Origin of the sequence: Pseudomonas capeferrum, from assembly GCF_000731675.1 — a bacterium.
In the GTDB taxonomy this organism is placed as follows: domain Bacteria; phylum Pseudomonadota; class Gammaproteobacteria; order Pseudomonadales; family Pseudomonadaceae; genus Aquipseudomonas; species Aquipseudomonas capeferrum.
Genome location: NZ_JMIT01000001.1, coordinates 2,529,150 through 2,552,511 on the forward strand (window position 1 = coordinate 2,529,150; position 23,362 = coordinate 2,552,511).

The window sequence follows — 23,362 nt, forward strand, 5'->3', positions numbered from 1 at the left end:
GCATGAGTCGTTTCACACCTGATGACGAATAGGTCAATGTTCCTGTACTTTCGCGCCAGGGGCAAACGGATAATCCTGCCGCTATCGATGACTTTTATGAATGAATTACCGCCACCTGACACCGTCCATGTCACTGCTGCTGGCATTCGAAGCCGCCGCGCGGCATGAAAGCTACACCCGCGCCGCCGCCGAACTGTCACTGACCCAGAGCGCCGTCAGTCGCCAGGTGCAGGCGCTGGAGCAGCAATTGGGGCTGACGCTGTTTCGCCGCGAGGGCCGCCAGGTGCAGTTGACTGACGTCGGCCGGCTGTACCAGCGCGAGCTGAGCGAGGCATTAGGGCGCATCCGCAGCGCCACGCTGCAGGCGCTGGCCTACCAGTCGGGCGTCGGCACGCTGCGCTTGGCCACGCTGCCCACCTTCGGCTCGAAATGGTTGCTGCCGCGGCTGCATGCGTTCTACAGCGCCCACCCGGGCATGTTGGTGCATATCCATTCACGGATAGAAGCGATCAACTTCGACACCAGCGAGATTGATGCGGCCATCGGGGTGGCGAGCCACGACCTGCCAGGTTTGATCTGCCACCGCCTGCATGCCGAGGAGCTGCTGGTGATCCTGCCGCCAGAGGCAGCCGTCGACCCGCATGGCTGGAGCCCCGCCCGGGTCAGCGAGGAAGTGCTGCTCAATGTCGCCAACAACCCGCATGCCTGGGGCGAGTGGTTCTCGCATCACCAGCTGCCGCACCGGGCGATGCGCCTGGGGCCGAGTTTCGAGCTGACCTCACACCTGATCCAGGCGGTGCGGGCCGGCATCGGCATTGGCCTGGTGCCGCGGATTCTGGTGCAAGAGGAGCTGGCCAAGGGCGAGCTGTTCAGCCCCGGCGCAGCATTTGCCAGCCAGCGCAGCTATTACCTGATCTACCCGCCGCGCAATGAAGCGCTGCCGTCGTTGCGGGCGTTTCGCAGCTGGTTGCTCGAGCAGATCTGAGTTTTTGACTGCTTTATTGGCAACAAAAAACCCGATGCCAATGACCTGACATCGGGTTTGCGTTATCGCCTGCAGCGCTTACTTAGCAACAGTACCGGCAGCGGTGCCATTGGCCTGTGCATCACGCTTGGGCTTGAGGATGTAGAAGATGAACATCACCAACAACCACACCGGGATCGCATACACCGAAATATTGATACCCGGAATCTGCAGCATGATGCCGAGGATCAGCACCACGAACGCCAGGCAGAGGTAGTTGCCGTAGGGGTACCACAGCGCCTTGAACAGCGGCTTCTGGCCAGTGCGGTCGAGGTGCTGGCGGAATTTCAGGTGCGAGTAGCTGATCATCGCCCAGTTGATCACCAAGGTCGCCACGACCAGCGACATCAACAGCTCCAGCGCATTCTGCGGAATGAAGTAGTTGAGCAGCACTGCAATCAGGGTCACCGCAGCCGACACCAGGATCGACCGCACCGGCACACCGCGCTTGTCGACCTTGGCCAGGGCCGCCGGGGCGTCACCTTGCTCGGCCATGCCCAGCAGCATGCGGGCGTTGCAGTAGGTACCGCTGTTGTACACCGACAGCGCTGCGGTCAGGACCACGAAGTTCAGCAGGTGGGCGGCCACATCGCTACCCAGCAGGGAGAACACCTGAACGAACGGGCTGCTGCCGTAGCTGCCGCCAGAGGCGTCGATGCTGGCGACCAGGTTGTCCCACGGGGTCAGCGACAGCAGCACGACCAGCGCACCGATGTAGAAGATCAGGATGCGGTAAATGACCTGGTTGATGGCCTTGGGAATCACGGTCCTCGGCTTGTCGGCCTCGGCTGCGGTGAAGCCGAGCATTTCCAGGCCACCGAAGGAGAACATGATGAACGCCAACGCCATCACCAGGCCGCTGACGCCATGCGGGAAGAAGCCGCCGTGCGCCCACAGGTTGGTAACCGACGCCTCGGGGCCACCGCTACCGCTGGTCAGCAGGTACGCACCCAGGCCGATCATGCCGACGATGGCCACGACCTTGATGATGGCGAACCAGAATTCTGCCTCGCCGAAGACTTTCACGTTCATCAGGTTGATGAAGTTGATCAGCAGGAAGAAGCCCGCCGCCGTGACCCAGGTCGGGATCTCTGGCCACCAGTAGTGAATGTACTTGCCGACCGCCGTCAGCTCCGACATGCCCACCAGGATGTACAGCACCCAACAGTTCCAGCCCGACATGAAGCCGGCGAAGCCGCCCCAGTACTTGTGGGCAAAGTGGCTGAACGAACCGGCCACCGGCTCTTCGACGATCATCTCGCCCAGCTGGCGCATGATCATGAAGGCGATGAAGCCGCAGATGGCATAGCCAAGAATCATCGACGGGCCGGCGGATTTCATCACGCCTGCCGAACCCAGGAACAGGCCGGTACCAATCGCTCCGCCGAGGGCGATCAACTGGATATGGCGGTTCTTCAGGCCCCGCTTTAGCTCGCCTGAATGCATGTTTTGTCCACTCATGAACGAAGTCACCTGCATTGTTTTTATCTGTGACGAAATCGGACCCACCGCGCTCGTGGCGCAGCGGAATGGGCAAGGTGGTTACCTTGGGTTTCTTGAACGCGGGCGCCGCCAGGGCGGGTCAGCCGGGTGTGATCAAGAGTGCGCGGTACGCAAGAGGGTCACAGGTAAAACGCGGCGCACTGTATACCCCTGCAAGCGCGCAGGCGTCAACGCGTTGCGTCATTTCCCCGGGGAAAAACGCAGCGTTCCTGTGGTGAAAGCCTTGAAAGGCGAAGTGATCGGCGTACATGGCGCCTCCATTTGTTGTTTTGTCAGCACGCCTCTCTGGGCGGGCTTTTGCACACGGCAATGGCCGCTATATCAGCGTGCGGCGGGGGTTTGGGCAATAGGGGGAGTGAGCGACAGGAGTGCCTCGCCGCGCGGGGTGCGGCAAGTTATGTTTACACAGGTAGGGGAAATCTGAATTCAGGGCGTATTTTGCCTGCATCCGTATAAATTTCTTTACAGGTCGGTTTGAAAACTTGCCAGTCGTCAGAAAAATTCTTTTTGTTCAATATCTTGGCGACAGCCTAAGGTGCCCCCGCTGAATCCAAAGCAAAAAAAACCAGCCCGGAGGCTGGTTCTTATCTAGCGCTGCAGATCAACCGCGCGGCTTGCCGCGACCACGGCCTGCCGGCTTGTCGCCGTCTGGCTTGGCGGTACGCTTGCGCATCTCGCTCGGGCGCTCGGCCACCGCGCTGCCACGGTTGCCTTTACGCGCGTCGTCACGCGACTGGCGCGCAGGGCGCTCACCGGTGGTATCACGCGGTTGGCGGGCTGGGCGCTCACCAGCGCTGTCACGCGGTTGGCGTGCTGGGCGCTCGGTAGCCCCTTCGCTGGCAGGGCGCAGGTTGCGCACGCGCTCGCCACGGCCCATCGGACGGCTCGACTTGCGCTGCATGCGCTCCATCTTGTCCTTGGCCTTGAGGTTCAAGGTCGGCAGCGCAACTGGCTGCAGGCCCACTTCAGCGGCCAGGATGTCGATTTCACCCTGGGTCATTTCCCGCCAGCGGCCCATCGGCAGGTCCGAGTTGAGGAACACCGGGCCGAAGCGCACGCGCTTCAGGCGGCTGACCACCATGCCCTGCGACTCCCACAGGCGACGCACTTCACGGTTACGGCCTTCCATCACCACGCAGTGGTACCAGTGGTTGAAGCCTTCGCCGCCCGGTGCCTTCTGGATGTCGGTGAACTTGGCCGGGCCGTCTTCGAGCATCACGCCAGCCTTGAGGCGATCGAGCATCTCGTCGTCGACCTCGCCCCGCACACGTACCGCGTACTCACGGTCCATCTCGTAGGAAGGGTGCATCAGGCGGTTGGCCAACTCACCGTCGGTGGTGAACAGCAACAGGCCGGTGGTGTTGATGTCCAGGCGGCCGATGTTGATCCAGCGCCCTTCTTTCGGCCGCGGCAGGCGGTCGAACACCGTCGGGCGGCCTTCCGGGTCGTCACGGGTGCAGATCTCGCCGTCGGGCTTGTTGTACATGATTACCCGGCGGGTGGCCTCGGCGGCTTCTTCGCGCTTGATCAGCTTGCCATCGACAGCGATGGCGTCGTGCAGGTCGACGCGCTGGCCGAGGGTGGCGGCCACGCCATTGACCTTGATGCGGCCCTGGCTGATCCAGGCCTCGACGTCACGGCGCGAACCGACGCCAATGCGCGCCAGTACTTTCTGCAGCTTTTCGCCGGATGGAGGGGTAATTTCGGTGTTTTGCAGGTCTTGCTCACTCATCTGGGCACCTCCCGGTGTAGGAATGAAAAAGGGGTCTTGGCGACGAACGCGCCAAAGGGCCGCGCATCATACGCGGTTCGTATCAGGAACGCACTCGAGCGTAGTGGGTTTTGCGGGGGCCGGCAGGGTTTTCTGCCCAGTGGTTTTGCGCTGTCAGTGCGGGCCTCTTCGCGGGGCAAGCCCGCTCCCACCGGTTTGTGGGCTCTGACGGTGAGCGGCCAACCTGTAGGAGCGGGCTTGCCCCGCGAAGAGGCCCGCACTGCCAGCATAAGCCTCAGGTCTGCAACTTGCCCTCGTCCTCCAGTGAAGCCTCGGGTTCAACCACGTCCTCTTCTTCACGCAAATCATCGAAATCGGTCTTCAGCCCCTCTTCCATCGCATCCAGCTCCACCAGCAGGCTGCGGAAGCTGGTCTCATCCTTCGGCACCTCGGCCTCGGCTTCGCCCTCGCCAAGGCTGGCATCGGCCAGCGCCTGCAGGTGCGCAGGTACTGGCGCGTCATCTGGGTCGAGCAACGGCTCCGGTTCCATCTCGCGCAGTTCGGCCAATGCCGGCAGCTCCTCAAGGCTCTTGAGATTGAAGTGGTCGAGAAATGCCTTGGTGGTGGCGAACATCGCCGGCCGCCCCGGCACTTCGCGATAACCCACGATGCGAATCCACTCGCGCTCCATCAAGGTCTTGATGATATTGCTGTTCACCGCCACGCCGCGCACGTCCTCGATCTCGCCACGGGTGATGGGCTGGCGGTAGGCAATCAGCGCCATGGTTTCGAGCAGCGCACGGGAATAGCGCTGCGGCCGCTCCTCCCACAGGCGCCCAACCCAAGGGGCAAAGGTTTCGCGGATCTGCAGGCGATAGCCGGTGGCTACTTCCTTGAGCTCGAAGGCACGCCCGCTGCAGGACTTGCCGAGCACTTCCAGGGCCTTCTTGAACACCTTGGGCTCCGGGCGCTCGGCCTCCTCGAACAGCTCGTACAAGCGCTCAAGGGATTGCGGCTTGCCCGAAGCGAGCAAAAAAGCTTCGATCAGCGACGCCAGGTCGCGGGGTTCATTCAGGTTCATCAGGTTCTTCAACAAACTCGGCGCGAAGCCGGACGTGGATCGCGGCGAAAGGCTCATTCTGCACCAGTTCGACCAGTGATTCCTTCACCAGCTCAAGAATCGCCATGAACGTCACCACCACGCCCAACTTGCCCTCTTCTGCACCGAACAGCTCGACGAAGGGCACGAAGGCCCCGCCCTTGAGGCGTTCGAGTACTTGGCTCATGCGTTCACGGGTAGACAGCGTTTCGCGGGTGATCTGGTGGCTTTCGAACAGGTCATTGCGGCGCATCACCTCGGCCATCGATACCAGCAGCTCCTCCAGGCTCACCTGGGGCAGCAGCTTGCGCACCTTGGCCTGCGGTGCTTCCAGGCGCGGCACGACAATGTCGCGACCCACCCGTGGCAGTGTATCGATCCCTTCTGCAGCGGCCTTGAAGCGCTCGTATTCCTGCAAGCGGCGGATCAGCTCGGCGCGCGGGTCGCCCTCTTCCTCCTCGATCTCGGCCGAGCGGGGCAGCAACATGCGCGACTTGATCTCGGCCAGCATGGCCGCCATGACCAGGTACTCGGCTGCCAGTTCCAGGCGCACGCTCTTCATCAGCTCGACATAGCCCATGTACTGGCGGGTGATCTCCGCCACCGGGATGTCGAGGATATCGATGTTCTGCTTGCGGATCAGGTACAGCAGCAGGTCCAGCGGGCCTTCGAACGCCTCGAGAATGACTTCAAGCGCATCCGGCGGGATGTACAGGTCTACCGGCATCTCGGTCAGGGCTTCGCCATAGACCAGGGCCAGTTGCAACTGTTGAGGCGACTCGGCCTCCTCGGCCGGCGCCTCGGGCGCCTCCACCTGGCTCACGCATTGACCATGAATGGCGTGGGGTCGCCACAACCTTCGCGGATCAGCTCGGGCTCGTCGCCGGACAGGTCGATGATGGTCGATGCCTTGAGATCACCGAAACCGCCGTCGATCACCAGGTCCACATGATGCTCCAGCCGCTCACGGATCGCGTAGGGGTCGGTCATCGGCTGGTCGTCGCCCGGCAGGATGAGGCTGACACTCATCAGTGGCTCGCCCAGTTCAGCCAGCAGCGCCAGGGTGATGGCGTGGTCCGGCACGCGCAGGCCGATGGTGCGGCGTTTCTCGTGCAGCAGCAGGCGCGGCACTTCACGGGTGCCGTTGAGAATGAAGGTGTACGGCCCCGGCACATGCGCCTTGAGCAGGCGGAAGGTGACGGTGTCGACCTTGGCATACAGCCCCAGTTGCGACATGTCGCAGCACATCAGGGTGAAGTTGTGGGTCTTGTCCAGGCCACGCAGGCGCCGTACGCGCTCCACCGCGCCCTTGTCGCCAATCTGGCAACCCAGCGCATAGGCCGAATCGGTCGGATAGACCACCACCCCGCCCTTGCGGATGATCTCCACCGCCTGGCGGATCAGCCGCTGCTGCGGATTCTCCGGATGTATCTGGAAAAATTGGCTCACGTAGTCTTCCTGTTCATACCGCCAAAGGCTGTTCATGGCTGAATCGGCGCCACAGAGGTGGCAGGTCCTCGGGCAAAGGCCGGTAGGCACCGATTTCGCCCCAGGTGCCGGGGCCGTGGAAGTCACTGCCAGCGCTTGCCAGCAGGCCGAACTCACGGGTGAGGATGGACATCGTGCCCACCTGCTCGGCCGGCATCATCCCGTTGACCACCTCAAGCGCCTGCCCGCCTGCCTGAATATAGTCGGCAATCAGCCGTCTGCGCTTGCTGCGGGTCAGATCGTAATGCATCGGATGCGCCAAGCTTACCCAAGCGTTGGACTGGCGCAGCGTGGCGACAGTTTCATCCAGGGTCGGCCAGTGCTGCTTGACGTCACCCAGCTTGCCGGCGCCCAGCCACTTGCGGAACGCTTCGCCGCGATCCTTGACGTGACCGGCACGCACCAGAAACTCGGCAAAGTGCGGGCGCGCCGGGGCGTTGCCACTGTCGCCCAACGCTTGCTGCACGGCCCTGGCACCCTCAAGCGCGCCGGGCATGCCCTTGGCCGCCAGCCGTTTGTCGATTTCCTCGGCACGCAGCCAGCGGCCACGGTGCAGGGCTTCGATGGCTTCGAGCAACGGCGGTGCGTCGAGGGGGAAGTCATACCCCAGCACATGGATGGTCGCCCCACCCCACGTGCACGACAGCTCTACCCCGCTGACCCAGTGCATGCCGCGCTCGCGGCAGGCCTGGCGCGCTTCGGCCAGCCCTTCGAGGGTGTCGTGGTCGGTGAGTGCCAGCGTTTGCACCCCGTGCTCATGGGCCCGGGCGACCAGGACCGTGGGCGACAGGGCGCCGTCGGAGGCCGTGCTGTGACAGTGCAGATCAACATTCATGGAGGAGCGCTTTCGCTGGAATCGATGTTTGTTATTATGCCGTCACATCCCGATTCTGGCTGCCATTGTGAAACAATTCATCGATTTCATCCCGTTGCTACTGTTCTTCATCGTCTACAAGCTCGACCCGCGGCCCCTGGAGGTTGCCGGCCACAGCTTCGAATTCGGCGGTATCTACAGCGCCACGGCCATGCTCATCGTCAGCTCCCTGGTGGTCTACGGTGCCCTGTTCCTGCGCCAGCGCAAGCTGGAAAAGGGCCAATGGCTGACCCTGATCGCCTGCCTGGTGTTCGGCGGCCTGACCCTGACCTTCCACAGCGAAACCTTCCTCAAATGGAAAGCGCCGGTGGTCAACTGGCTGTTCGCCCTGGCCTTCGCCGGCAGCCACTTCATCGGCGACCGAGTGCTGATCAAGCGCATCATGGGCCACGCCCTGACCCTGCCCGATGCCATCTGGGCCCGCCTGAACCTGGCCTGGATCTGCTTCTTCCTGGTCTGCGGTGCGGCCAACCTGTTCGTCGCCTTCACCTTCCAGGCCTTCTGGGTCGACTTCAAGGTGTTCGGCAGCCTGGGCATGACCGTGATCTTCCTGGTGGCCCAGGGTGTGTACCTGTCACGCCACCTGCACGACGACCCTACTACCTCCAAACCCAAGGATTGACATGCTCTACGCCATCATCGCCAGCGACGTCGCAAACTCCCTGGAAAAGCGCCTGGCTGCCCGCCCGGCACACATCGAGCGCCTGCAGCAGCTCAAGGCCGAAGGCCGCGTGGTGCTGGCAGGCCCACATCCGGCCATCGACAGCAACGACCCAGGTGAAGCCGGTTTCAGCGGCAGCCTGATCGTGGCCGAGTTCGACTCCCTGGCTGCGGCACAGGCCTGGGCCGATGCCGACCCGTATATTGCTGCGGGCGTGTACGACAACGTCATCGTCAAACCCTTCAAGCAAGTCCTGCCTTGACCCGACACCGCGCGGCCCTTTTCGCGGGTAAAGCCGCACCCACAGGGCCGCGCGGTACTGGCGGTTATACGCTTGCCATCAGTCTGCGGTATCTTTGCCACTGGCGGGCCGAATACTCGCCGTCAATGGTTGAATTGAGTGAGTCATGAGCGAGCTGTTACTGATTGATGATGACCAGGAGCTGTGCGAGCTGCTCGGCAGCTGGCTGACCCAGGAAGGGTTTACCGTCCGCGCCTGCCACGATGGCCTGAGCGCACGCCAGGCCCTGGCCGAACATGCCCCGGCCGCCGTGGTGCTGGATGTGATGCTCCCAGACGGCAGCGGCCTGGAACTGCTCAAGCAATTGCGCAGCGAACATGCCGACCTGCCTGTGCTGATGCTCTCGGCACGGGGCGAACCCCTGGACCGCATCCTCGGCCTTGAGCTCGGCGCCGACGATTACCTGGCCAAACCCTGCGACCCGCGCGAGCTCACGGCCCGCCTGCGCGCCGTGTTGCGCCGCAGCCACCCGGCAGCCACCACCACCCAGGTAGAGATCGGCGACCTGGTCTACAGCCCGGCACGTGGCGTGGCCAGCATCGATGGCCGCGAGATGACCCTGACCCTGTCCGAAAGCCGCATCCTCGAAGCCCTGCTGCGCCAGCCGGGCGAGCCGCTGGACAAGCAGGAACTGGCGCAGATCGGCCTGGGCCGCAAGCTGACCCTGTACGACCGCAGCCTGGACATGCACGTCAGCAACCTGCGCAAGAAGATCGGGCCGCATGCCGATGGGCGCCCACGCATCGTTGCGCTGCGCAGCCGCGGCTATTACTACAGCCTGTGACGTGCCGGGGCCGCCTCGCAGCCCCAACACGCTCGGCAACTCATCTTTACCCAGCCTTTACCCTCCCCTGACCGCCCTTGACGGTCAGCTGCGTAGACTGTGCTCATCCGGTAACCACCGGCCTATGAAAGGAGAGACACCATGCGCAAGACCCTTATCGCCCTGATGTTCGCCGCCGCCCTGCCGACCGTGGCCATGGCCATGCCTGAAGGCGGCCCGCGTCACGACGGCCCGCATCATCGCGGTGATGCGCCTTTCGCCCAACTGGACCTGAGCCGCGACCAGCGCCAGCAGATTGGCAAGCTGATGGGCGAGCAGATGAAGCAACGCCGCGACATCACCGAGCGCTACCTGTCCAAGCTGCCGGCCGCCGACCAGAAGGCCATGAAGGACGAACTCAAGGCCAGCCGCGACAAGACCGACAGCCAGGTCCGCGGCCTGCTCAAGCCTGAGCAACAGAAGCAGTTCGACGAGCTGCAAAAAGAACGCGCCGCGAAGAAAGCCGAATGGCAAGAGTTCCAGGCCTGGAAAGCTGAAAAAGGCGGCAAGGCCCAGTAAGCTGTCCGCCCCACGCCCGGCCCGCACCCCTGCGGGCCGGGCTTTTCCCGTTTGCAGGAGGTGCACTTGCGTTCACTGTTCTGGCGCATCCTGGCCAGCTTTTGGCTGGCCATTACCCTGGTTGCGGGCCTGTCGATCCTGCTCGGCCACATGCTCAACCAGGACGCCTGGATCCTCAGCCGCCACCCGGGCCTCAACACCCTGGCCAGCCACTGGGCCAAGCACTACGAACAGGAAGGCATGGACTCGGCGCAGCACTTTCTCGAACGCCGCAAGCAACGCTTCAAGATCGACGTGCAGGTGCTCGACGACAGCGGCGACGCCGTCGTGCCTGGTACCTTCCCGCGCCGCGCCGCCGCGTTCGAGGCACGCCAGCACAATGACGAGCGGCGCCTGCCGTGGCGCCGTCTGACCGAGGAATACACCAGCCCCTACAGTGGTGAAACCTACCTGCTGATCTACCGCATCCCCCACCCTGAGCTGGACGCCTGGCACCGCGAGAGCCTGCTCTGGCCGCTCAGTGCGCTGGGCATCGCCCTGGTGGTGCTGACCCTGTTCAGCCTGCTGGTGACCCTGTCCATCACCCGCCCTTTGAGCCGCCTGCGCAGCGCCGTGCACGACCTCGGCCAAACCAGCTACCAGCAGAACAGCCTGGCCCGCCTGGCCGCCCGCCGCGATGAGTTCGGGGTACTGGCCAACGACTTCAACAAGATGGGCGCCCGCCTGCAGAGTACGATCGGCAGCCAGCGCCAGTTGCTGCGCGATGTGTCTCATGAACTGCGCTCACCGTTGGCACGGCTGCGCATTGCCCTGGCATTGGCCGAGCGTGCCGAGCCCGAGCAGCGCCAGGCCTTGTGGCCACGGCTGACCCGTGAATGCGACCGGCTCGAAGACCTGATCAGCGAAATCCTCGCCCTGGCCCGCGTCGATGCCGAGCAGGCCCACGCCGAGCCGGTCGACCTCAACGCCTTGCTGGGCGGCGTGCGCAAGGATGCGTTGCTCAGCGCACCGGAGCAGGAGGTGCGGCTGCAGGCGCAAGCAGGGCTGACCTTGCAGGGTTGGCCAACACTGATCGAGCGCGCCGTTGACAATCTGCTGCGCAATGCCTTGCGCTTCAACCCGGCCGGGCAGCCGATCGAAATCAGCGCCGAGCGTGAGCAGGACCGTATCGTGTTGACAGTACGCGACCATGGGCCTGGGGTAGCGGTAGAGTACCTCGCGCAGCTGGGTGAGCCGTTCTTCCGTGCGCCGGGGCAGCAAGCAGCTGGGCATGGGCTGGGGCTGGCGATTGCGCGCAAGGCGGCGGAGCGCCATGGCGGCAGCCTGGTATTGGCGAATCATCCGCAGGGCGGGTTTGTGGCCAGGCTGGAGTTACCTGTAACGGAGGTTATGGTTTGAGATTGCCGGGGCCGCTACGCGCCCCAGCATTCTCAGCGGTTACTCACCCCAGGCACTGACGAAATCAGCAGTCTCCAGCACTGGCGCCGTACGCGGCTCGTTCACCGGCGTGCCGACATACAGGTAACCGATCAACTCCTCGCTCTCGGCCAACCCCAGCCCCTTGTGCACATGCGCGTCAAAGGCCATGTCACCGGTACGCCACACCGCGCCAACCCCCTGGGCATGCGCCGCGATCAGAATGCCATGGGCCGCACACCCCGCCGCCAGGCGCTGCTCGGACTTGGGCACCTTGAAGTGGTCCTGCAGCTTGGCGATCACCACGATCAGCAACGGCGCACGCAGCGGCATGGCGCGAGCCTTGTCCAGCGCTGCCTGGCTGGCATCGCCCTTGTTCTGCACCGCTTCGGCGAACAACTCGCCGAGCTTCTCGCGGCCCTGGCCTTCGATGGTCAGAAACCGCCACGGGCGCAGCTGGCCATGGTCCGGTGCACGCAATGCGGCCTGGAACAACGCCTCGCGCTGGGCATCATTGGGCGCGGGGTCGGTCAGGCGTGGCACGGAAACACGGTTGAGCAATGCGTCGAGAGCCTCCATCGGCTACCCTCCTGGCAGGTGAATGTGCGGCCATTCTAGCGTTTACATCACCAGACCCATAGGTAGAATGGCGCCCTTCCGTTTCGAGTCAGAGCAGATCACATGGCGTTGCCGACCTTAAGGATCATTGGTTTCATCATCGGCATCTTTCTGATCACCCTGGCCGTCAGCATGGTCGTGCCCATGGCCACCCTGGTGATCTTCGAGCGCACCGGCGACATGCCGTCGTTCCTCTGGTCCAGCCTGATCACGTTCATCGCCGGCCTGCTCATGGTCGTACAGGGCCGCCCCGAGCATGTGCACCTGCGCCCGCGCGACATGTACCTGCTGACTGTCAGCAGCTGGCTGGTAGTGTGCGTGTTCGCCGCCCTGCCGTTCCTGTTGACCCAGCACATCAGCTACACCGACGCCTTCTTCGAGAGCATGTCCGGCATCACCGCCACCGGCGCCACGGTGCTCAGCGGCCTGGACAGCATGTCGCCGGGGATCTTGATGTGGCGCTCGATGCTGCACTGGCTCGGCGGCATCGGCTTCATCGCCATGGCGGTCGCGATTTTGCCGCTGCTGCGCATTGGTGGCATGCGCCTGTTCCAGACCGAGTCCTCGGACCGTTCCGAAAAGGTCATGCCCCGTTCGCACATGGTGGCCAAGTCGATCGTCGGCGTGTACGTCGGCTTCTCCGTGCTCGGCGCGCTGGCCTTCTGGTGGGCCGGCATGCGGCCGTTCGATGCCATCAACCATGCCATGTCGGCGATTTCCACCGGCGGGTTCTCGACCTCCGACCAGTCGCTGGCAAAATGGGATATCCCTGCCGTGCACTGGGTCGCGGTGGTGGTCATGATCCTCGGCAGCCTGCCCTTCACCCTGTACGTGGCAACCCTGCGCGGCAACCGCAGGGCGTTGCTCCGCGACCAGCAGGTTCAGGGGTTGCTCGGCATGCTGGTGGTCACCTGGCTGGTGCTGGGCTCCTGGTACTGGGCCACCACCAACCTGCACTGGCTGGATGCCTTGCGCCACGTGGCGCTGAACGTGACTTCGGTGGTGACCACCACCGGCTTCGCCCTGGGCGACTACAGCCTGTGGGGCAATTTCTCGCTGATGCTGTTCTTTTACCTGGGCTTCATCGGCGGCTGCTCTGGCTCGACCGCAGGCGGTATCAAGATTTTCCGCTTCCAGGTCGCCTACATCCTGCTCAAGGCCAGCCTCAACCAATTGATCCACCCGCGCGCAGTGATCAAGCAGAAGTACAACGGGCACCGCCTCGACGAAGAAATCGTGCGTTCGATCCTGACCTTCTCGTTCTTCTTCGCGATCACCATCTGCGTGATGGCGTTGCTGCTGTCGCTGCTGGGCGTGGACTGGATGACCGCACTGACCGGTGCTGCCGGCACGGTGTCGGGCGTAGGCCCGGGGCTGGGCGAAGTGATCGGCCCGGCCGGCAACTATGCCACGTTGCCGGACGCCGCCAAGTGGATCCTCGCCGGCGGTATGCTGCTGGGCCGCCTGGAGATCATCACGGTGCTAGTGTTGTGCATGCCGGCGTTCTGGCGTCACTGAGCCCCTCAGGCTCCGCGCCCAGACGGGCGCGGTACTCGCTGGGTGTGGCATCGAACCAGCGACGGAACGCCCGGTAGAAATTACTCGGGTCGGCAAAGCCCAACAGGTAGGCGGTTTCCAGCAAGGTCATGCCCGGCTGGGCGAGGTACTGCTCGGCCAGCTCACGCCGGGTATCGTCGAGCAAGGTCTGGAAGCTGGTACCTTCTTCTTGCAGGCGCCGCTGCAAGGTACGTTGAGACAGGTGCAGGGCCTGGGCCAGGGTTTCGCGCTTGGGCTCGCCCTGGGGCAATATGCGGCACAGCACCTGGCGGACCCTGTGGGTCACCCGGCTTTCCGAGAAGCGCGCCAGGTACTCACCGGCAAAACGGTCATGCAGCACCGCCATCGCCTCGTTGGCAGTCGGCAGCGGCGCCTCCATGTCGGCACGCTCGAACACCAGTGCATCGTGCGGTGCGTCGAACACCAGCGGTGAGTGGAACGCCACCTTGTAAGGTTCGACGTTCTTGGGCTGCGGCCCCTGAATCAGCACACGTCGTGGCTGAATGTCACGCCCGCTGAGCCAGGTGCACAACGCCAGCGCACACGCCAACGACGCTTCGGCGCTGTGCCGGGTTGGCGGCAGATGGTCGCCATGCACGGTCAGAACCAGCGAATAGCCCTCTGGGCCAAGGCGAAAGCTGAGGTCGGAACTTTCGGCAATGATGCGCTGGTACCGCACCAGCCGCTCGAAACCTTCGGCCAGGGTGCGGCTGGACATCAACGCATAGCCCACCACATGGAACGACGCCGGGCGCACCACCCGCGCCATGTTCAGGCCGATGGCTTCGTTGCCCGACAGCTCTACCGCCAGCTGCCAGAGCCGGGTCATGGCGTCCTGGGGGAAACGCGCGTCGGGGTCATCGAGGGCAGCGAAGTCCAGCCCTAGCTGCTTGAACATGGCCGGGCAGTCGAGCCCTTCCAGCTCGAGTGCCTTGACGATCCCTGATGCCCAGCTGGCTGACGTGGTTCTTTCACTCATGACAGGCTTCTTATGCTGACCGCTCCTGCGGTGAACCCCAAGGATACTCAATTGGCGCCTATTGTCACTGGTAGGCCCCGCCAATGACTCTAGACTCGATTCAGGCTCCACGCCGTGCATCTTATCCACAAGTATTAATCCCGGAGCACTGCCATGACCCGCACAGCGCAGTTTCGCAGTTTTGCCGAGTTCTACCCCTACTACCTGGGCGAGCACAGCAACCCCACGTGCCGCCGCCTGCACTTTGTCGGGACGAGCCTGGTAATTGCCCTGCTGGCGTACACCATCGGCAGCGGCAAATGGTTGCTGCTGCTGGCCGTGCCGCTGTTCGGCTATGGGTTTGCCTGGGTCGGGCATTTCTTTTTCGAGAAGAACCGGCCGGCGACGTTTACCTACCCGTTCTATAGCCTGATGGGGGATTTCGCCATGTTCCGCGATATTCTGCTGGGCAAGATCAGCCTGTAAATCGCCGGGGCCGCATTGCGCGCCCCATGCCGCTCAAGCCTCACGCCGATTCGCGCACCGTCGCCACCTTCTGCGCGCTCTGCGCCTGCACATCCGCCAGCCGATACAATTCGATGCAGCCATCCCAGTGCTCGATCAACGCCGTGCACGACTCCACCCAATCCCCGCAATTGAGGTACTCGACCTCCCCCACCTTGCGCATTTCGGCATGATGAATATGCCCGCAAACCACCCCGTGAAAGCCTCTGCGGGTGCACTCATGGGCAATGGCAGCCTCGAAGTCACTGATGAAGTTCACCGCGCCCTTGACCTTGTGCTTGAGGTAGGCCGACAACGACCAGTAGCCATAGCCGTAACGGGCACGCCAATGGTTGAGCCAACGGTTGAGCACCAGGGTGAACTCATACGCGCGGTCCCCCAGAAACGCCAGCCAGCGGTGGTAGCGGGTAATCACATCGAACTGGTCGCCATGGATCACCAGCAGGCGTCGGCCATCGGCAGTCAGGTGCTCGGCCTCGTCCACCAACTGGATATTGCCCAGCATCAGCTTGGAATAGCGGCGCAGGAATTCGTCATGGTTGCCGGTGACATAAATCACCTCGGTGCCCCGCTTGCTCATGGTCAACAGGCGTCGGATCACGTTGGTGTGGGCCTGCGGCCAATAGATGCCGCCGCGCAGCTTCCAGCCATCGATGATATCGCCCACCAGGTAGATGCGGTCGGCCTGGTAGCCCTTGAGAAACCGCGACAGATACTCGGCCTGGCAGTCACGGGTGCCCAGATGTACATCGGATATCCATAAGGTGCGCACGCGCTGCTTGCGCGAGGGACGGGAGAGTTCGGCATGGGTCATGGGCGGGCTCCGGCGCAGTTTGCTGGAGCCTGGCAGGTGCACATGACAGTGCAGTGGCAAAACGGTTACCCGTGATGGCCTGCCGTGAATGAGGCACAATGCGCACCTGCCCTGCGAGGACGCCCCCATGACCACCGGCCCGATTCTCTCGCTGCGCCGTTACCGGAACAGCCTGATTACCCACAGCCACGAACATCCGCAACTGGTATTCGGCTTGGCTGGACGCTTGCACTTCGAGGTCCAGGGCCACGGGGCACGGGTTGATCGCCAGGGCCTGATGGTGGTGCCGGCAGGCGCACATCACACCTGCGCCAGCGATGCTGGCAGCGATTGCCTGGTGCTGGATGTGCCCGGGGAGCACTGGTTGCGTGAACAGCTGGGCGAGCATGCCGATGCCAGCCGTCGCCTGCTCGATCGCCCCGCTGCCTTGGGCCTGGATAGCCGCCAGCAGCAGTTGGTCGACTGGCTGGCGACCAGCCCCATCGACGACCCGCTGATTGCCCGGCAAGGCGCGGCGCTGCTGTTGGCCAGCCTCAACCCCGCGGCAGCCGCAAGCATCCGGCCCAGCCAGCGCCTGCCTTATGCCGCCTTCGATGCGCATATCGAGCAACATGCCGCCCACCCCTTGCAGGTGGCCGACCTGGCGCGCCTGGCCGGCCTGTCCACTGCGCGGCTGCATGCGCGCTTCATCGCCGAATGCGCGATGACGCCGATGGACTACATTCGCCAGCGGCGCCTGCTCAAGGCGCGGCAGCTGGTGGAGCGGACCTTGCTGCCGTTGGGCGAGATTGCGGCGCAGGTGGGGTACAGCTCGCAGAGTGCGTTTTCGGCGGCGATGCTACGGGCGTTTGGCTGTACACCGCTAGCCTTGCGGCGAGCGTCTGGCGACAACGGACGCTAGGCGCGCGACAGATCGTATTGGCCTGAGGACTTACACTGTGCCTGCACTGGCCCTTTCGCGGGGCAAGCCCGCTCCCACACATACAGCATTGATCCTGAGGGTGATGCAATACTTGTGGGAGCGGGCTTGCCCCGCGAAGGGCCAGTGCTGACCTGCTCTTGCTCAAGGACCCACCATGAACCACCGCACTGCCCTAGGCGCCCTGCACATCGGCGCGCTGTTTTTCGGCCTCACCGGGGTGTTTGGCAAACTGGCCGCCAGCGCCAGCCCGGCGATCATCGTCTTCGGCCGCGCGGCCTTCGCCGTCATCGCCCTGGCGCTGTTCGCCCAGTTCGCCCGCAAAGGCTGGCACCGGCTGACAGGCCCGGATGTGCGCCGCTTGCTGCTGGGCGGGGTACTGCTGGCGGGTCACTGGGTCAGCTTCTTCATTGCCGTCAAGGTCGGCGGTGTAGCCATCGCCACCCTGGGCTTTACCAGCTTCCCGGCCTTTACCGTGATCCTTGAAGGGGTGCTGTTCCGCGAACGCATCCGCCGCAACGAAGCCGTGCTGGTCGTGCTGGTGTGCATCGGCCTGGTGCTGGTCACCCCGGCATTCGACCTGGCCAGCCAGGCCACCGGGGGCCTGCTTTGGGCAATGCTGTCGGGGCTGCTGTTCTCGCTGCTGTCGCTGACCAACCGCGCCGGCTCCGGGCGCTTGCCAGCAGTGCAGGCAGCGCTGTGGCAGAACCTGGTGGTCAGCCTCTGCCTGTTGCCGTTCGCAGCGTCGGGGCTGGCGGCGGTGACGCCGATGGACTGGGTGTGGATCGCCCTGCTCGGCATCTTCTGCACCGGCGTGGCCCACAGCTTGTTCGTCGCCAGCCTGGCCGTGATCAAGGCGCGTACCGCCGCCGTGGTGTTCGGTATGGAGCCGGTGTATGGCATCGCCGTGGCCTGGGCGGTGTTCGCCGAGACCCCTACTGTGCGCATGCTGCTGGGGGGCGCGCTGATCATTTTCGCCATTGTGCTGTCCAGCCGCCCGGCTGCCGAACAACCCGCCAAGCCCCGGCCTTTGGCAGAGGGTACGTAATCAGCGGTCGTTGTGGCCCAAGTCGCGCTGCGGGTCGATCTGGTCACGTACCCGCTGCTTGAGCACCTTGGCCTCCGGGAACCCACCGTCGGCCTTGCGCTCCCAGATCAGCACACCATTGCAGGTGATGCGGAAGATGCCACCGGTGCCAGGCTCCAGCGCCACCCGGCCGAGGTCGTCGGCAAAGGTACTGAGCAGCTCCTGGGCCAACCAGGCGGCGCGCAGCAACCACTGGCACTGGGTGCAATAAATGATGACGATTTCCGGCTTGCTGATGGCCATGGTGAAGCATCTCCAGGTAAGGGGCCGCTTATACTAGCGGTCTTTCGCCCACGGTTTGAGACTCACGATGCGCCGTTTGCTGTTCTGTTTGTTGTCGATATTCGTTGCTGTCACGGCACATGCCGCCGAACAGGCTCGGCCCAAGGTCGGCTTGGTGCTGTCTGGCGGCGCGGCCCGTGGCCTGGCCCATATCGGCGTGCTCAAGGCCCTGGAGGAACAGGGCGTGCGCATCGACGCCATCGCCGGCACCAGCATGGGCGCGGTGATCGGCGGGCTGTACGCCTCCGGCTACAGTGTCGAAGAACTGGAAAAGCTGGCCACCACCCTGGATTGGCAGCAAGCGCTGTCCGACGCGCCCCCGCGCAAGGACATCCCCTTCCGCCGTAAGCAGGACGACCGCGACTTTCTGGTCAAGCAGAAGCTGAGCTTTCGCGACGACGGCAGCCTGGGCTTGCCCCTGGGCGTGATTCAGGGCCAGAACCTGTCACTGCTGCTTGAAAGCAAATTGGCCCACACCGCCGACACCCGCGACTTCGACAAGCTGCCGATCCCTTTCCGTGCGGTGGCCACCGACATCGCCAGTGGCGAAAAGGTGGTGTTCCGCCGCGGCCACCTGCCCCAGGTAATCCGCGCCAGCATGTCGATCCCTGCCGTGTTCGCCCCGGTCGAGCTGGATGGCCGGCTGTTGGTGGATGGCGGCATGGTCGACAACATTCCGCTGGACGTGGCCCGCGACATGGGGGTGGACCTGGCCATCGTGGTCGACATCGGCACGCCACTGCGTGACCGCAAGCAACTGGCCACGGTGGTCGATGTGCTGAACCAGTCGATTACCCTGATGACCCGGCGCAACTCCGAAGAGCAGCTGGCCAGCCTGCACCGTGATGACATCCTGGTGCAGCCACCGCTGGCCGCGTTTGGCGTGACCGACTTCGGCCGGGCCCGCGAAATGATCGAAGCTGGCTACCGTGCCACGCGCCTGCTCGACCCGCGTCTGGCGGCGTTGCGCCAGCCCGAAGGTGACAGCAGCCTGGCCATTGCCCGCTCGCCGCACCAACGCACCCCGGTGATTACCGCCATCAGGGTAGAGAACGACTCCAAGGTCAACGACGACGTGATCCGCTCCTATATCCGCCAGCCGATCAATGCGCCGCTTGAGCTGGACCGCCTGCAGACCGACATGGGCACGCTGTATGGCCTGGACTACTTTGACCGGGTGCAATACCGTGTGGTGCACAAGGGCGCCGACAACACGCTGGTGATCAATGCCCGTGGCAGACGCGGCGGCACCGACTACCTGCGCCTGGGGCTTAACCTGTCGGACGACCTGCGCGGCGACAGCGCCTTCAACCTCGGCGCCAGCTACCGGGTCAACGGCATCAACAGCCTGGGCGCCGAATGGCTGACCCGCGCGCAGATCGGCGACCAACAGGAGCTCTACAGCGAGTTCTACCAACCGCTGGACGTAGGCTCGCGCTTCTTCATTGCCCCCTACCTGGACGTGGGCTCGCGCAACATCGAGGCGACCCTGGACAACGACCCGGTCGCCGAGTACCGCCTGGAGCGCTACGGTTTCGGCCTGAATGTGGGCCGGCAGATCGGCACCTACGGCGAGGTACGACTGGGTGCGGGCAAGGCCTGGGGCGAAGCCGAAGTGCGCATCGGCGACCAGGACCTGCCCAAGGTCAGCTTCAATGAAGGCTTCTACGAGCTCAAGTACTCGTTCGACACCCTCGACAACGTGTACTTCCCGCACAGTGGCGAAGACATCGGCCTGACCTTGCGCAAGTACGACAAATCGCTCGATTCCGACGAGGACTATCGCCAGTGGCTGTTCAGCCTGGACAAGGCCATCAGCAGTGGCCCGAACACCTGGGTGCTGGGCGGGCGCTACGGGCGCACGCTGGATGAAACGGAGGTGGTGCCGTCGAGCTTCGTGATGGGCGGCGCACGGGAGCTGTCAGGGTTCCGCCAGGACTCGGTGTCGGGGCAAAACGTCAGCTTGCTGCGCATGGTCTACTACCGCCGCCTGACCCCGCGGGCCTACGTGCCACTGGACTTCCCGCTGTATATCGGCGGGTCGCTGGAGCGTGGCCGGGCGTGGAACAACGACAACGAATTTGACAGCGGCTATATCAATGCAGCGAGCATCTTCCTGGGGATGGAGACGCCGCTGGGGCCGCTGAACCTGAGCTACGGGGCCAACAGCGCACATGAGCAGGCGGTGTATCTGAACCTGGGGCATACGTTCTGAAACGTGGGGCCGCTGTGCGGCCCCCAAAAATCAGGGCTTTTCGAGGTTGCCGAGGATTTTCGCATGCACGCGCATGCACACCTCCAGGTCCGCTTCATCCACGCCGGTGAACAGCTCAAGCCGCAATGCATTGGCAATGGTCTCGATCTGTTCGATCAGCGGCTTGGCCGGTGGGCATAGCAGGATTTTCTTCGCCCGCCGGTCTTCAAGCACCGCTTGGCGCCGCACCAGGCCCTGCGCCTCGAGGCTGTCGAGCAAGCGTGCCAAGGTCGGGCCTTCGACCCCAACGCTCTGGGCCAATTCACGCTGAGTGGGGGCCTCCTCGAAACGGGCCAGGTGCAGCAACACCAGCCAGCGCGCCTGGGACAGGTTGAGCCCGGCCAGGCGGCGATCCAGCTCGGCACGCCAACCCCGGGACATCTGGGCCAGCTGCATGCCGAAGCGGTGTTGGTTGTCGGTCAGGGGCATAAGCAACTCATTGGATAGATCTAATTATTAGGCAGCTAACCATGACCCGGACCACGTGGCAAGGCTCGGGCACTTGCCAGTGTCCGATAATCGTCAAAAAACATGACAAAGGTCAGCAGTTGGCGGGTCTGGCCTCGAACCTTGTCGCGCTCAGAGCTCGAACTCCGCCGCCAACGCGGCGCGCACGCAATACAGCACACCTTCAGGTATACGCGACCCGAACAGCGGCGCGATGGTCGATACCGGCGGCAGTTCGCCCTCCCCGTCAAGGAAGGCGTCCTGCACCTCCGCCAGCAAGTCCTCTGGCAGGTCGATGGCTTGATCAAGGCTCAGTTCCTGACGGCCGAGCGCCTCGGCCAGCAGGCTATAGACGTTCTTTTCACTGCAATTGAGTTGCCCGGCGATCTGCGCCGGGGTCATCCCCGCGCGTGCCAGGCTGACCAGCTCGTGACGCAGGTCCAACACCACTTTCGGTGCCTCGTCAGTGCCACCGCTGTTGTTGAGCACCTCAAGGAACGCCTGGCCATAGCGCTCAAGCTTGCGCGCGCCCACGCCGCTGACCTGAGCCATGTCGCTGAGGCTGGCCGGCTGGCTGCGTAGCATCTCGAGCAGCGTCGAATCGGGGAAGATGACGTAAGGCGGCACGCTGTGCTCCTCGGCCAGCTTGCGCCGCAGGGTACGCAGCGCTTCCCACAGTTCGCGCTCTTCGGCACGCACCAACTGGCTGGCCGGGCTGCCGCCGCCAGAGGCGCTCTTGGCCACCGTCTGCGGCTTGAGGTCACGGCGCAGTTGCAGGTTCACCTCGCCGCGCAGCAGCGGCCGGCAGCTGTCGGAGAGGCGCAAGCCGCCGTAGCCTTCCAGGTCGATATCCACCAGGCCGCGCGCGACCAACTGGCGGAACAACGAGCGCCACTCGGCTTCGGCCAGCGACTTGCCGACACCGAACACCGAAAGCTTCTCGTGGCCGAAATTGCGCACCTTCTCGGTGTCCTTGCCCAGCAACACATCGACCAGGTGCCCGACCCCATAGCGCTGACCGGTACGGAACACCGCTGACAGCGCCTGGCGAGCCGGCTCCGTGGCGTCCCAGGTCTGTACCTGGTCGATGCAGTTGTCGCAATGCCCGCAGGGCTGCTCCAGGGTTTCGTCAAAGTAGGCCAGCAGCGACTGGCGGCGGCAGCGGGTTTCTTCACACAGGGCCAGCATGGCATCGAGCTTGTGCTGCTCGATGCGCTTGTGGCGCTCGTCGCCTTCTGAGTTCTGCAACATCTGCTTGAGCATCACCATGTCCTGCAGGCCGTAGGCCATCCAGGCATCGGACGGCAAGCCGTCACGGCCGGCACGGCCGGTTTCCTGGTAGTAGGCCTCGAGCGACTTGGGCAGGTCGAGGTGGGCGACAAAGCGCACGTTGGGCTTGTCGATGCCCATGCCGAAGGCGATGGTGGCGACCATGATCAGCCCTTCCTCGTTGAGGAAGCGGTGCTGGTTGGCAGACCGCGTCTCGGCCGCCAGGCCGGCGTGGTAAGGCAGCGCAGGGAAGCCTTGATCGCAGAGAAAAGCAGCGGTCTCGTCGACCTTCTTGCGCGACAGGCAGTAGACGATGCCTGCGTTGCCACGACGCTCGCCGAGGAAGGCCATCAGCTGCTTGCGCGGCGCTTCCTTGGGCACGATACGGTAGAAGATGTTCGGCCGGTCGAAACTGGAAAGGAAACGCTCGGCGCCCTGCAGGTGCAGGCGCTGGACGATCTCTTCGCGGGTGCGCATGTCGGCGGTGGCGGTCAGGGCGATGCGCGGCACATGCGGGAACAGCTCGGCCAACTGGCCCAGTTGCAGGTATTCCGGGCGGAAGTCATGGCCCCATTGCGACACGCAGTGGGCCTCGTCGATGGCGAACAGCGAGACGTCCAGCTCGCGCAAGAAATCGAGCATGCGCGGCTGCACCAGGCGCTCGGGTGCCAGGTACAGCATCTTCAGCTCACCGCGGCGCATGCGCCCGGCCAGCTCACGTTGCTGCTCGGCGTTCAGGGTGGAGTTCAGCGCGGCCGCAGCCACCCCAAGCTCATCGAGCGTGGCGACCTGGTCGTCCATCAGCGCGATCAGCGGCGAAACCACCACCGTGAGGCCGGGGCGCAACAGCCCAGGCACCTGGAAACACAGCGACTTGCCGCCGCCGGTGGGCATCAGTACCAGCGCATCGCCGCCGTTGGCCACGCATTCGATGATTGCTGCCTGGCGCCCACGGAAACTGTCGTAGCCGAAGATATCCTTGAGAACGCGCTGAGCCTGTTCGAGCATGTGCAACTCCACAAATCGCCGTACCATCCTGGATACAGGCTGGACGAAAAACCCGCCCCGCACACGCCGAATGCGTAAGCGGTTTTTGCCAGACGGCCGCAACAGCCCGCCCTGGATGAAAAATCGCGGATTATACCCCAGTGCCAACCCCCGCAGGAGGCTGCGGTGACAGACGTTCCCTTTGCCCTGCTTTCGCCGCAAGATG

23 protein-coding genes are annotated in these 23,362 nt (G+C 63.9%); 11 read left to right on the top strand and 12 right to left on the bottom strand.

Features of this window, described 5'->3' with window-relative positions:
* Positions 1-100 precede the first annotated feature (100 nt).
* Entirely contained in the window at positions 101-985 is an 885-nt protein-coding gene (locus PC358_RS11295; RefSeq protein ID WP_033699588.1) for a LysR substrate-binding domain-containing protein, read from the top strand.
* Between the two features lie 78 nt (positions 986-1,063).
* Here PC358_RS11295 and PC358_RS11300 read toward each other — a convergent pair whose 3' ends face one another.
* The 6 genes from PC358_RS11300 to PC358_RS11325 form a co-directional block, all read right to left on the bottom strand.
* On the bottom strand, positions 1,064-2,485 hold the full coding sequence (locus PC358_RS11300; protein WP_077068546.1) for an amino acid permease: 1,422 nt from the start codon (positions 2,483-2,485) through the stop codon (positions 1,064-1,066).
* Between the two features lie 643 nt (positions 2,486-3,128).
* The gene (rluB, locus tag PC358_RS11305; RefSeq protein WP_033699590.1) at positions 3,129-4,259 is read right to left on the bottom strand and encodes a 23S rRNA pseudouridine(2605) synthase RluB; all 1,131 of its coding nucleotides are present in this window, start codon (positions 4,257-4,259) and stop codon (positions 3,129-3,131) included.
* 274 nt (positions 4,260-4,533) lie between these two features.
* Positions 4,534-5,319 carry an SMC-Scp complex subunit ScpB gene (gene scpB / locus PC358_RS11310; RefSeq protein ID WP_033699591.1) on the bottom strand — a complete coding sequence of 262 codons (786 nt, stop codon included), beginning with the start codon at positions 5,317-5,319 and terminating at the stop codon, positions 4,534-4,536.
* Positions 5,306-6,064, bottom strand: a complete 759-nt coding sequence (locus tag PC358_RS11315; RefSeq protein WP_162181148.1) for a segregation and condensation protein A — start codon at positions 6,062-6,064, stop codon at positions 5,306-5,308. The genes scpB and PC358_RS11315 overlap by 14 nt, the downstream gene beginning before the upstream one ends.
* Before the next feature lie 92 nt (positions 6,065-6,156).
* Positions 6,157-6,786 (bottom strand): L-threonylcarbamoyladenylate synthase, encoded by a 630-nt coding sequence (locus PC358_RS11320; protein ID WP_033700191.1) that lies wholly within the window; start codon positions 6,784-6,786, stop codon positions 6,157-6,159.
* Between the two features lie 13 nt (positions 6,787-6,799).
* Positions 6,800-7,660, bottom strand: a complete 861-nt coding sequence (locus tag PC358_RS11325; protein ID WP_033699594.1) for a PHP domain-containing protein — start codon at positions 7,658-7,660, stop codon at positions 6,800-6,802.
* Between the two features lie 67 nt (positions 7,661-7,727).
* On the opposite strand from PC358_RS11325, the gene PC358_RS11330 reads away from it, so the two are divergent.
* From PC358_RS11330 to PC358_RS11350, 5 genes are all read left to right on the top strand, one after another.
* Positions 7,728-8,321: a septation protein A gene (locus tag PC358_RS11330; protein WP_033699595.1), complete on the top strand. Its 594-nt coding sequence runs from the start codon at positions 7,728-7,730 to the stop codon at positions 8,319-8,321.
* 1 nt (position 8,322) lies between these two features.
* Entirely contained in the window at positions 8,323-8,622 is a 300-nt protein-coding gene (locus PC358_RS11335) for a YciI family protein (RefSeq protein WP_033699597.1), read from the top strand.
* A 145-nt stretch (positions 8,623-8,767) separates the two neighbouring features.
* Positions 8,768-9,445, top strand: a complete 678-nt coding sequence (locus PC358_RS11340) for a response regulator transcription factor (protein ID WP_033699599.1) — start codon at positions 8,768-8,770, stop codon at positions 9,443-9,445.
* A gap of 141 nt (positions 9,446-9,586) precedes the next feature.
* Positions 9,587-10,003 carry a Spy/CpxP family protein refolding chaperone gene (locus PC358_RS11345; RefSeq protein ID WP_033699600.1) on the top strand — a complete coding sequence of 139 codons (417 nt, stop codon included), beginning with the start codon at positions 9,587-9,589 and terminating at the stop codon, positions 10,001-10,003.
* Between the two features lie 60 nt (positions 10,004-10,063).
* On the top strand, positions 10,064-11,401 hold the full coding sequence (locus tag PC358_RS11350) for a sensor histidine kinase (RefSeq protein WP_033699601.1): 1,338 nt from the start codon (positions 10,064-10,066) through the stop codon (positions 11,399-11,401).
* A gap of 39 nt (positions 11,402-11,440) precedes the next feature.
* Here PC358_RS11350 and PC358_RS11355 read toward each other — a convergent pair whose 3' ends face one another.
* Positions 11,441-11,998 (bottom strand): NAD(P)H nitroreductase, encoded by a 558-nt coding sequence (locus PC358_RS11355; protein ID WP_033699602.1) that lies wholly within the window; start codon positions 11,996-11,998, stop codon positions 11,441-11,443.
* Between the two features lie 102 nt (positions 11,999-12,100).
* On the opposite strand from PC358_RS11355, the gene PC358_RS11360 reads away from it, so the two are divergent.
* Complete coding sequence (locus tag PC358_RS11360) at positions 12,101-13,555, top strand: TrkH family potassium uptake protein (RefSeq protein WP_033699604.1); 1,455 nt, start codon at positions 12,101-12,103, stop codon at positions 13,553-13,555.
* On the opposite strand, the gene PC358_RS11365 is transcribed toward PC358_RS11360, so the two are convergent.
* Positions 13,512-14,573: an AraC family transcriptional regulator gene (locus PC358_RS11365; protein WP_033699606.1), complete on the bottom strand. Its 1,062-nt coding sequence runs from the start codon at positions 14,571-14,573 to the stop codon at positions 13,512-13,514. The genes PC358_RS11360 and PC358_RS11365 overlap by 44 nt on opposite strands.
* Before the next feature lie 153 nt (positions 14,574-14,726).
* Here PC358_RS11365 and PC358_RS11370 point away from each other — a divergent pair, with 153 nt between their 5' ends.
* The gene (locus PC358_RS11370) at positions 14,727-15,038 is read left to right on the top strand and encodes an Mpo1-like protein (RefSeq protein WP_033699608.1); all 312 of its coding nucleotides are present in this window, start codon (positions 14,727-14,729) and stop codon (positions 15,036-15,038) included.
* Between the two features lie 40 nt (positions 15,039-15,078).
* Here PC358_RS11370 and PC358_RS11375 read toward each other — a convergent pair whose 3' ends face one another.
* Positions 15,079-15,891, bottom strand: coding sequence for a UDP-2,3-diacylglucosamine diphosphatase (locus PC358_RS11375; protein ID WP_033699610.1), 813 nt, complete (start codon positions 15,889-15,891; stop codon positions 15,079-15,081).
* Between the two features lie 127 nt (positions 15,892-16,018).
* On the opposite strand from PC358_RS11375, the gene PC358_RS11380 reads away from it, so the two are divergent.
* Together PC358_RS11380 and PC358_RS11385 are read left to right on the top strand one after the other, a co-directional pair.
* The gene (locus PC358_RS11380; protein ID WP_033699612.1) at positions 16,019-16,792 is read left to right on the top strand and encodes an AraC family transcriptional regulator; all 774 of its coding nucleotides are present in this window, start codon (positions 16,019-16,021) and stop codon (positions 16,790-16,792) included.
* 175 nt (positions 16,793-16,967) lie between these two features.
* Positions 16,968-17,858 carry a DMT family transporter gene (locus PC358_RS11385; RefSeq protein WP_033699614.1) on the top strand — a complete coding sequence of 297 codons (891 nt, stop codon included), beginning with the start codon at positions 16,968-16,970 and terminating at the stop codon, positions 17,856-17,858.
* Here PC358_RS11385 and PC358_RS11390 read toward each other — a convergent pair whose 3' ends face one another.
* The gene (locus PC358_RS11390) at positions 17,859-18,140 is read right to left on the bottom strand and encodes an Rdx family protein (RefSeq protein WP_033699616.1); all 282 of its coding nucleotides are present in this window, start codon (positions 18,138-18,140) and stop codon (positions 17,859-17,861) included.
* A 67-nt stretch (positions 18,141-18,207) separates the two neighbouring features.
* Between PC358_RS11390 and PC358_RS11395 the strand changes: the two genes are divergently transcribed.
* Positions 18,208-20,394 (top strand): patatin-like phospholipase family protein, encoded by a 2,187-nt coding sequence (locus tag PC358_RS11395; RefSeq protein ID WP_033699617.1) that lies wholly within the window; start codon positions 18,208-18,210, stop codon positions 20,392-20,394.
* Positions 20,395-20,424: 30 nt separating this feature from the next.
* On the opposite strand, the gene PC358_RS11400 is transcribed toward PC358_RS11395, so the two are convergent.
* Both PC358_RS11400 and recQ read right to left on the bottom strand, forming a co-directional pair.
* On the bottom strand, positions 20,425-20,862 hold the full coding sequence (locus PC358_RS11400; protein WP_033699619.1) for a MarR family transcriptional regulator: 438 nt from the start codon (positions 20,860-20,862) through the stop codon (positions 20,425-20,427).
* A gap of 150 nt (positions 20,863-21,012) precedes the next feature.
* Entirely contained in the window at positions 21,013-23,157 is a 2,145-nt protein-coding gene (recQ, locus tag PC358_RS11405) for a DNA helicase RecQ (protein WP_033699621.1), read from the bottom strand.
* Positions 23,158-23,362 lie beyond the last annotated feature (205 nt).

Coding starts and splice junctions, on each gene's coding strand:
- PC358_RS11365 (WP_033699606.1), bottom strand. CDS start 14,573: ATGAGTGAAAGAACCACGTCAGCCAGCTGGGCATCAGGGATCGTCAAG.
- recQ (WP_033699621.1), bottom strand. CDS start 23,157: ATGCTCGAACAGGCTCAGCGCGTTCTCAAGGATATCTTCGGCTACGAC.
- scpB (WP_033699591.1), bottom strand. CDS start 5,319: ATGAACCTGAATGAACCCCGCGACCTGGCGTCGCTGATCGAAGCTTTT.
- PC358_RS11315 (WP_162181148.1), bottom strand. CDS start 6,064: ATGCCGGTAGACCTGTACATCCCGCCGGATGCGCTTGAAGTCATTCTC.
- PC358_RS11370 (WP_033699608.1), top strand. CDS start 14,727: ATGACCCGCACAGCGCAGTTTCGCAGTTTTGCCGAGTTCTACCCCTAC.
- PC358_RS11345 (WP_033699600.1), top strand. CDS start 9,587: ATGCGCAAGACCCTTATCGCCCTGATGTTCGCCGCCGCCCTGCCGACC.
- PC358_RS11355 (WP_033699602.1), bottom strand. CDS start 11,998: ATGGAGGCTCTCGACGCATTGCTCAACCGTGTTTCCGTGCCACGCCTG.
- PC358_RS11395 (WP_033699617.1), top strand. CDS start 18,208: ATGCGCCGTTTGCTGTTCTGTTTGTTGTCGATATTCGTTGCTGTCACG.
- PC358_RS11375 (WP_033699610.1), bottom strand. CDS start 15,891: ATGACCCATGCCGAACTCTCCCGTCCCTCGCGCAAGCAGCGCGTGCGC.
- PC358_RS11385 (WP_033699614.1), top strand. CDS start 16,968: ATGAACCACCGCACTGCCCTAGGCGCCCTGCACATCGGCGCGCTGTTT.
- PC358_RS11325 (WP_033699594.1), bottom strand. CDS start 7,660: ATGAATGTTGATCTGCACTGTCACAGCACGGCCTCCGACGGCGCCCTG.
- rluB (WP_033699590.1), bottom strand. CDS start 4,259: ATGAGTGAGCAAGACCTGCAAAACACCGAAATTACCCCTCCATCCGGC.
- PC358_RS11335 (WP_033699597.1), top strand. CDS start 8,323: ATGCTCTACGCCATCATCGCCAGCGACGTCGCAAACTCCCTGGAAAAG.
- PC358_RS11400 (WP_033699619.1), bottom strand. CDS start 20,862: ATGCCCCTGACCGACAACCAACACCGCTTCGGCATGCAGCTGGCCCAG.
- PC358_RS11300 (WP_077068546.1), bottom strand. CDS start 2,485: ATGAGTGGACAAAACATGCATTCAGGCGAGCTAAAGCGGGGCCTGAAG.
- PC358_RS11390 (WP_033699616.1), bottom strand. CDS start 18,140: ATGGCCATCAGCAAGCCGGAAATCGTCATCATTTATTGCACCCAGTGC.
- PC358_RS11295 (WP_033699588.1), top strand. CDS start 101: ATGAATTACCGCCACCTGACACCGTCCATGTCACTGCTGCTGGCATTC.
- PC358_RS11340 (WP_033699599.1), top strand. CDS start 8,768: ATGAGCGAGCTGTTACTGATTGATGATGACCAGGAGCTGTGCGAGCTG.
- PC358_RS11360 (WP_033699604.1), top strand. CDS start 12,101: ATGGCGTTGCCGACCTTAAGGATCATTGGTTTCATCATCGGCATCTTT.
- PC358_RS11380 (WP_033699612.1), top strand. CDS start 16,019: ATGACCACCGGCCCGATTCTCTCGCTGCGCCGTTACCGGAACAGCCTG.